This is a genomic window from Agathobaculum hominis, from assembly GCF_014288055.1.
Lineage (GTDB): Bacteria > Bacillota > Clostridia > Oscillospirales > Butyricicoccaceae > Agathobaculum > Agathobaculum hominis.
The window spans coordinates 53,568-60,986 of record NZ_JACOPK010000013.1; the positions used below are offsets into that span (position 1 = coordinate 53,568).

The window sequence follows — 7,419 nt, forward strand, 5'->3', positions numbered from 1 at the left end:
AGGGGAAGACGCAATAAGACCGCATTCCCTTGATGTCATTCTCAATCTTCTTAGTTGGTTTCCTTCAGCTGCTCCATTGCTTTTAGTTCAGCGAATATTGCTTGGGACTTTTCGCAAGTTGCTCTTACTCCGCTGCTGGCGGACTGCTTCGAGTGCTAAAGATACAATTTTGGCATTGTATTTAGGCACAACAGAGAAAAGATTTGGGCTGCGGACAGAAATTCGGACCATATTGCTATCCTACGGATGAGCTTGGTATCCGCATATCTTTAGATTTCCTATATTCCAGTGGGCTTATTCCGACAAGAGATAGCTTGATTTGTTTCTCGCAATACCAATGCAGGTATCGATTTATTGCATTGATCAATTGTGCTCAAACAGAATATCCCACATAGGAAACATAATAGAACATCTCGTTTTTCAAACGTCCGAACACACCTTCGTAGGCTGAATTGTCAGGTGAATAGCTTTTTCGACATTGATCCTAGAATCCTTACTGCATTCATTTGCTCAATCCATCCTGGCCATCTATAGTGACAGTCACAATCTGCACTGAAATCATGTTGAATCAGGTTGCCAACTTCGAGGATGACTTTTCTACATCTAGATATTAGACATCGCATGTAAAGATATACATGATAAAGAAAAAAGATGATTAACGCGAGGCCTCCGTCGATTACGGTAATTGCTACGATTACCAAGCATATGTTATCGAGAATCGTGCATAAGGAAGAACCATTATTGCAAGAAGAGTTCGTTTTGGTGGAAGTTCGTCCGGAAGCGGATTTTTGCGTTTCATCGAAGGCCTGCTTATAATGCACATAACCATCTATGCCTTTGCCATAAAAGCCGTAATCATCCTTTTTCATTTCGCTTTCCTCCTATTTATGTTTTATAGTGCATACTACTGCAAGATCAGCGTTGCAAACGGAGGAGTGAATGATATTTTATCTAATGTACGAATATGTTATGTATATCAATCGGATTGAATACGCTTACGCATGAAAAATTAGTGTATGAGGAATAACTTAATTAAAAAGAAACACCCCCCACCCCCATCTCCTCAAACTTTCCTAACAATTTAATAAAGTCAGATTTCTTAATCCTACAATCCTTACGGACGGCTGCGAGCGAAACGCAGCCGTTCGCCTTTTTCGCGATGCGACGCATCTTCTTCTTTGTCTTTTTGTGATACTTAGAGGCGTCAATACGGTCGAGCAGTTCGGAGAGCGGAATCGGATCAAAGTACGTCATATGCAGTCGATGCAGAAACTTATGCTGCTGCTTTTCTACCTGCTCGCTGAGCTCAATAAGCTGACCATACCAGTCTTTGGCCTTGGTTATCTTGGTGATTTTCGAACGCTTAAACTGTAATTCCAGACGCAGAATATGCTCATCAATCTTGATATTATGCCGTTTTTTGAGCTCATACGTTTTATCGTAAACCGAAAAAGCGCAGCTTTGAGACTGATTTTCGATCGTCCACGAATGCTTATCCGCCTCTTTGGATTTCTCGTCAAAATCCAAATATGAACTGAAGGAAATCACGCTGTAACGGGGGATAGGATGTGATTTCTTAAACATTTCAAGTCGTTTGCGTACGTCGGCCCTGCTTTCGTAATACAGATTGCAGGTCAGATCGCATCGAGACAGCTTGAAAGTCTTGAGCGGTTCGGATACTCCGATATCTTTGAGAATGTAACTAAGAAAGAGCTTCATTCCTGCAAAATCCATATTCCGCTTGAAAAGATTGGTTGGCTGATAATGACCGGCAAGCAGGGAAGAGGGATTGACGATCAGCGTCAGCCAGCTCGGACGCGAACCCAGGGATTGACTCAGCTGAATTTCGACGCCTTGTGACTTGTATTGCGTAATCTGATAATAAAAAGATAAGTTATACTTGCCTTTATTGCAGCAAAAGCACTTGTTCTGCTCAATAATATTCTGAATTTCGGAATAGGACAATTTCCGCTTCAGGGAAAAAGTGTGAATACCGTACTCGTTCGTAATCATTTTTTATTCCTCCGTTTCTTCGCACATACCGTGCAGCGCTTGCAGGTTTTAGTTTCGTTCTGTCCCTGATACTCGAGAATATCACTTACCATACAGTTATCGCTGTGGATAAAATCATGCACCTGCTTCCGTTTTGTCTTTATTGTTTTAGCGGCTTTGGCTGACTGCTTTTTCGTCTTCTTGATAAAGCTGTCCGAGACAGCGTCATCGTCGTCGTTCTGATCGTAGAAGAGGACACAGTGCGCCTTTCGCCCATCACGTCCCGCTCGGCCAATCTGCTGAATGTAATCCGTCATGCTGATCGGCGCGTTAAAGTGTACAACAAGTTCAATATCGGAAACATCAATACCCATCGAGAACGCCGAGGTTGAAATCATAATTTTTCTTTCACCATGCAGGAAATCGAACAGCAGCTCTTTCTTGTGACGTTCCGGCTTAACTCGTGAATGATAACGAGTCACCTCGTCCGTATATCTTTCACGCAGGATATTATATAACGCATCGACATAAGCCGTAGTCTGCGCAAAAACCAGCACCGAGCCATCCTTGTGATATTTATCAATCAGCTTGCATAGTTTCTTGATACGGGATTCAAGTCGTTCCTCCAGCGTTTTCTTGTTGCAGGTAACGTCCTTCTTGAGCAGAATAAGATTATCGCGTCGTAAATCACTGCGGAGCACAGCAGGCTTGTCCATATGCAAATTATCACGAATAATATCCATAGAGTCAGCCGGTATTGTCGCAGAGCAGGCGCAGATCACCGGTTTATGCTCCAGCTTATCAATAAATTTGCCAATGTGCAGATAAGCGTCACGAAACGTTTGACCCCATTCCGTAACGCAGTGACACTCGTCAACAACTACCATAAAGATATCCGTCTGTTTCATCGCAGAAAGAAAGGTACTGTTCTGTAAACGTTCCGGCGTCACATAGAGAAAGTTCAACCTGCCTTTGCGCGCCTTCTTCAAGATCTTTTCGGTATCTTCCTTTGTAGTGTCCTTGTCGATGTATTCAGCAGAAATGTCATGAGCTTTTAATGTCTGCACCTGGTTGTAGATCAGCGCAAGCAATGGTTCAATCACAATCGTCAGCCTGTCGGAATGAGCGAGACCAACGGTTTCGTAGATGACCTGTTTGCCGGAAGACGTGGCAGCAATCACAATCGCATCCTGTCCGGCATCAAGAGTTTTCATCGGGATGATCTGCGCCTTGCGAGGCTTGTCAAAACCAAGCTGTTTCAAAGCAGATTTAAGATGTCGTTTAATATCCATAGAGATAATCCTCCTCCATATAAAGATTATCAATATGTTGTACGTGTATAAAAAGATAATGCCGAATAGTGAACTTTTTTCAAAAATTTATTACATTTTTTGATATAATAAAAAAACGTCCCAAATACCTTCCCTGAGTATTTGAGACACAAATATTGCGTTTATTCATAATAAAAGTGTAAAAAAGTTAGAATAAATAGATGGATTTTGCCGGATTTTTTGTTCTGGCGCTGCACGAAATTCAGTCTTTGTAGCCGCCTGTAGCCAAACCTTTCGGCAGTCATTCCATCAACCCTCATTTCGCCCGCAATAAGCGGCGGCGCGAGCGGGACGTCAGCAATTCGCAAAACCACCCAAATTTGACGAATTCACGCCGATATGCTATAATAAGTACAGCAAAGAGATACTTTTCGAGACGCTTGATTACAACCTCGCAAGCCTCAAAATCCCGTGGCTGCAAGCCTCCGAGAGATTGGCTCCATGTAGCCAACTTGTAGCCAAAACGAAAAAAACGCCATTTTACGGCCCTCTGACAAGCGGTTTCGCCGTCCACTGCGTGTATTCTGGACTCCCCATTTCGCACGGAAACCGTCCAAATGTTCCAAAACCAACGAGAAAAAATAATTTTAGGCGAGTTCAACTCCTCTCGGCTCCGCTAAAACCAGCACAGAACCGACGGTTTGAGCCGTCTGTACTTCATCGCGCAGGACATCAGTCCAGCAGAGTTATCAAGTGTTCATGATACTGTGCGTGCTGATTGAGATCATTTGTGTGGAAAATCTGTAAATAGATTAAAAAATCATCAATTCTGCCGCAGGACAGGGACAAATCAGAATGTCTCTGTCCTGCTCGTTTTTTCACAAAGTAAAATATGATATGCTGAATCGCCTGGCTGCAAGGTAAAGATCATCGCGTTCAACAGTGGTCTTCTTCGAGGGTATCGCAGAGGGCATTTACCTGTTTTCTCCTGCGTGACCATCGTAATTCTCGAGGAACGAATGGAGTACGCCGCCGGTCTTGTAGCCGGGCATCATATCCAGATTGACCGAGTGAATGCTGTTGAAAATGCTGCGCTCGATATTGGGCTTGTCGCGGCGCAGACGGCGCAGCAGGATCTTGACCTCCTGACGCTTGGAGCCGCCGCCGCCATTGTCGCACATGGTGCAGTTTTCGGTAAAGCGGCAGGCGCACTGGATAAATTCGAGGTCATTATACTGCTTCCATGCGAGAATGTCCTCCTCGTGGATGCAGTAGAGCGGACGGATCAGCTCCATGCCCTCGAAATTCGTGCTGTGCAGCTTGGGCAGCATGGCCTGCATCTGCGAGCCGTAGAACATGCTCATGACCGTCGTCTCGATGACGTCGTTGAAGTGGTGGCCGAGTGCGATCTTGTTGCAGCCGAGCGACTGCGCCTTGCTGTAAAGATAGCCGCGGCGCATGCGGGCGCACAGGTAGCATGGGTTCTTTTCGCTGTTGTTGGCGACCTCGAATACGTCAGTCTCGAAAACGGTGATCGGGATGTGCAGCAGCGCGGCGTTGCTCTCGATTTTACTGCGGTTGATCTCATTATAGCCGGGGTCCATGACGAGGAAAACGACCTCGAACGGGACCTCGCTGTACCGCTGGAGCAGCTGCATCAGCTTGGCCATCAGCATGGAGTCCTTGCCGCCGGAAATACACACGGCGATCCGGTCGCCCGGCTGAATGAGATGATACTGACGGACGGCCAGAGTAAACGGGTTCCAGATGGTCTTTCGAAATTTCTTGATGATGCTGCGCTCGATCAGTTCGTGCGGCTCTAATGTGCGTTTCATAAACAGGCTCCCTGTATCGTTATTTCACGAGTTCGTGATAGCATTCGTCGAAAATGGCGAGAAAGGCGTCGATCTCCTCGTCGGTGGTGAGGTGGCTCAGGCTGATGCGCCATGAGGACAGTGCGTTACGGCGGTCGCGGCTGACAGCGAATACCGCGCGCGAGGGCAGGCCGTCCGCCGAGCAGGCGGATTTGACCGACACGCAGACGCCTTTTTCGGAAAGCGCACGCTGAAATACGGTTCCCTTTACATTTTTGACGCTGAGGTTGAGGATATGCGGGACAGCGTGCTCCGGGCTGTTGATATGCACGGCCGGATAGGCGGAGAGCGCCCTGAGCAGGCGTTCACTGTGCCGACGGACAATGGCACAGCGGTTTTCGCGCTGCTCGCAGGCGAGCTGGAGCGCGAGTGCAGCGGACGCGGCAAGCCCCAGTGCCGGTGTGCCGCTGCGGTAAAGCGTCGTGCTTGCGCCGCCGTTCATCTGCGGCTCCAGCGGCATACGGCTGCGCTTGAGCAGAACGCCGCTTCCGCACAGGCCGCCGAACTTGTGCGGTGCAAAGCTCATCGTGTCGATGCCGGAGAAATTAACCGGGATGCGGCCGATGGCCTGCGTCGCGTCGACATGCAGGCGGCAGTTCGGATAACCGGCGAGCAGCTCTGCGATCTCGCGGACCGGCTGAACCGTGCCGAGCTCACTGTCCACCGCGCAGAGCGCGACGAGTACGGTATCCGGGCGCAGCAGCTCGTGCACTTCCTCGGGGGCGACCGTGCCGTCGCGGCTGATGCTCAGCAGGTCGATCTCCCAGCCGCGCTCCTGAAGTGCAGTCAGGCTGCCGCTGACCGAGGAATGCTCGAGCGGCGTGGAGATGATGTGCCTGCCGATGTGGCGCGAGGCCTGTGCGATACCCTTGATGGCGAGATTGTTCGCCTCGGTCGCGCCCGAGGTGAAAATGACCTCGGAGGGGGCTGCGCCGGTGAGCGACGCGATCTGCTCGGCTGTGCAGGCCATTTGCTCGCGCGCGGCCCGGCCTGCGGCGTGGCCTGAGTTTGGATTGGCAGTAAAACGGCGTTCCATGTCGCAGAAACGCTCGAGCACCGCAGGGTCAGCCGGTGCATGGGCAGCGTAATCGAGATAAATCATAGCACTGCGCTCCTTTGTTCAAACTTGAATTATAATCATAGCATTTATGTAGGAAAAAGTCAAGACGAACGGAGAAGGATTGGCCTGTAATATGTCGAAACGATGAAAAATTCAAGTGGTTTCGTGCAGCTGTGCACGCAAACAGTGCAAAAAACGTTGAGATCTATTGCTGCCATCGTTCAAAATAACAGAGAAAGCGTATTCTCATGCACCTTGCGCCGCGGTTTCCGCTGCCTTATAATATAGGAATGAAGGAGGCGGCATGGATGATAATTCGTGAATACGGCGACTCTGCGGCGAGGGTCATACTCGTTCAGCCGGTCGGACAGCATGAGCTGCCGCTGATCGACGACGAAATCGTGCAGATCGGTCAGATGACCGACCGGCCGTTCCGCTATCTTGCGGTACAGGTGGAAAACTGGAACCGGGATCTGTCGCCGTGGCCGGCTCCGGCGGTATTCGGGGATGAGGACTTCGGTGACGGCGCAGAAGCACTGCTTGAGGAAATCCTGCCGCTTTGCGCGGAGCAGGATAAAGATTATATAATCGGCGGATATTCGCTTGCGGGGCTGTTTGCGCTGTGGAGCGCCTGCCGGACGGGTGTGTTCAGCGGCGCGGCGGCGGCCTCACCGTCTCTCTGGTTTCCCGGATTTTCTGCATATATGAAGGAAAAAGGCCTTGAATGCGAAACGGTATATTTGAGTCTGGGCATGCGGGAGGAAAAAACGCGAAATCCGGTGATGCGCACGGTCGGGGACTGCGCCAGACACTGCTATGCATGGATGAAGGAGCAGGGCGTAAACTGTACACTTGAGTGGAATCCCGGCAATCACTTCAAAGAACCCAGTCTGCGAACGGCGAAAGCGTTCGCGTGGGTGATGAATCATATGCGGGAAAAGCCTGCACATGCGGCAGAAAACGAAATATGAAAAAACCTGAAAATTTTTGTTGACAGGAGGGGGACTGCTGTGGTATTCTATTAAAGCTGTCGCTGAGAGGCACGGCGGTCAAACTGAAAAGCGACTTGAAAAGAATAAAAAGTTCTTGACAAATGGATTTCGGTTTGATATAATAAATAAGCTGTTTCGAAAGAGACGGCGGTCAGAAAAGTTTGATTTTTGAAAGATCTGCTTCAAAAACTTCGAAAAAAGTTTTGAAAAAGTTCTTGACAAATGAAAAA

Annotated in this window: 7 protein-coding genes; 1 reads left to right on the forward strand and 6 read right to left on the reverse strand. The window is 48.7% G+C overall.

What is annotated here, in order from left to right; all coding sequences use genetic code 11:
* Positions 1-235 precede the first annotated feature (235 nt).
* The 6 genes from H8S02_RS12865 to H8S02_RS12070 all read right to left on the reverse strand — a co-directional run bounded on the left by H8S02_RS12865 (position 236) and on the right by H8S02_RS12070 (position 6,239).
* A complete protein-coding gene (locus tag H8S02_RS12865; protein ID WP_407926411.1) occupies positions 236-367 on the reverse strand; it encodes a hypothetical protein in 132 nt (43 codons plus the stop codon).
* 88 nt (positions 368-455) lie between these two features.
* A complete protein-coding gene (locus H8S02_RS12050) occupies positions 456-869 on the reverse strand; it encodes a hypothetical protein (RefSeq protein ID WP_186970718.1) in 414 nt (137 codons plus the stop codon).
* 163 nt (positions 870-1,032) lie between these two features.
* Positions 1,033-2,013 (reverse strand): hypothetical protein, encoded by a 981-nt coding sequence (locus H8S02_RS12055; protein ID WP_186970719.1) that lies wholly within the window; start codon positions 2,011-2,013, stop codon positions 1,033-1,035.
* A complete protein-coding gene (locus H8S02_RS12060) occupies positions 2,010-3,284 on the reverse strand; it encodes a RecQ family ATP-dependent DNA helicase (RefSeq protein WP_186970720.1) in 1,275 nt (424 codons plus the stop codon). The genes H8S02_RS12055 and H8S02_RS12060 overlap by 4 nt, the downstream gene beginning before the upstream one ends.
* A 953-nt stretch (positions 3,285-4,237) precedes the next feature.
* Positions 4,238-5,098 carry a tRNA 2-thiocytidine biosynthesis TtcA family protein gene (locus tag H8S02_RS12065; RefSeq protein ID WP_186970721.1) on the reverse strand — a complete coding sequence of 287 codons (861 nt, stop codon included), beginning with the start codon at positions 5,096-5,098 and terminating at the stop codon, positions 4,238-4,240.
* A 19-nt stretch (positions 5,099-5,117) separates the two neighbouring features.
* Entirely contained in the window at positions 5,118-6,239 is a 1,122-nt protein-coding gene (locus H8S02_RS12070; protein ID WP_186970722.1) for a cysteine desulfurase family protein, read from the reverse strand.
* A gap of 266 nt (positions 6,240-6,505) precedes the next feature.
* Between H8S02_RS12070 and H8S02_RS12075 the strand changes: the two genes are divergently transcribed.
* Positions 6,506-7,168 carry an esterase gene (locus tag H8S02_RS12075; protein ID WP_186970723.1) on the forward strand — a complete coding sequence of 221 codons (663 nt, stop codon included), beginning with the start codon at positions 6,506-6,508 and terminating at the stop codon, positions 7,166-7,168.
* Positions 7,169-7,419: the final 251 nt, after the last annotated feature.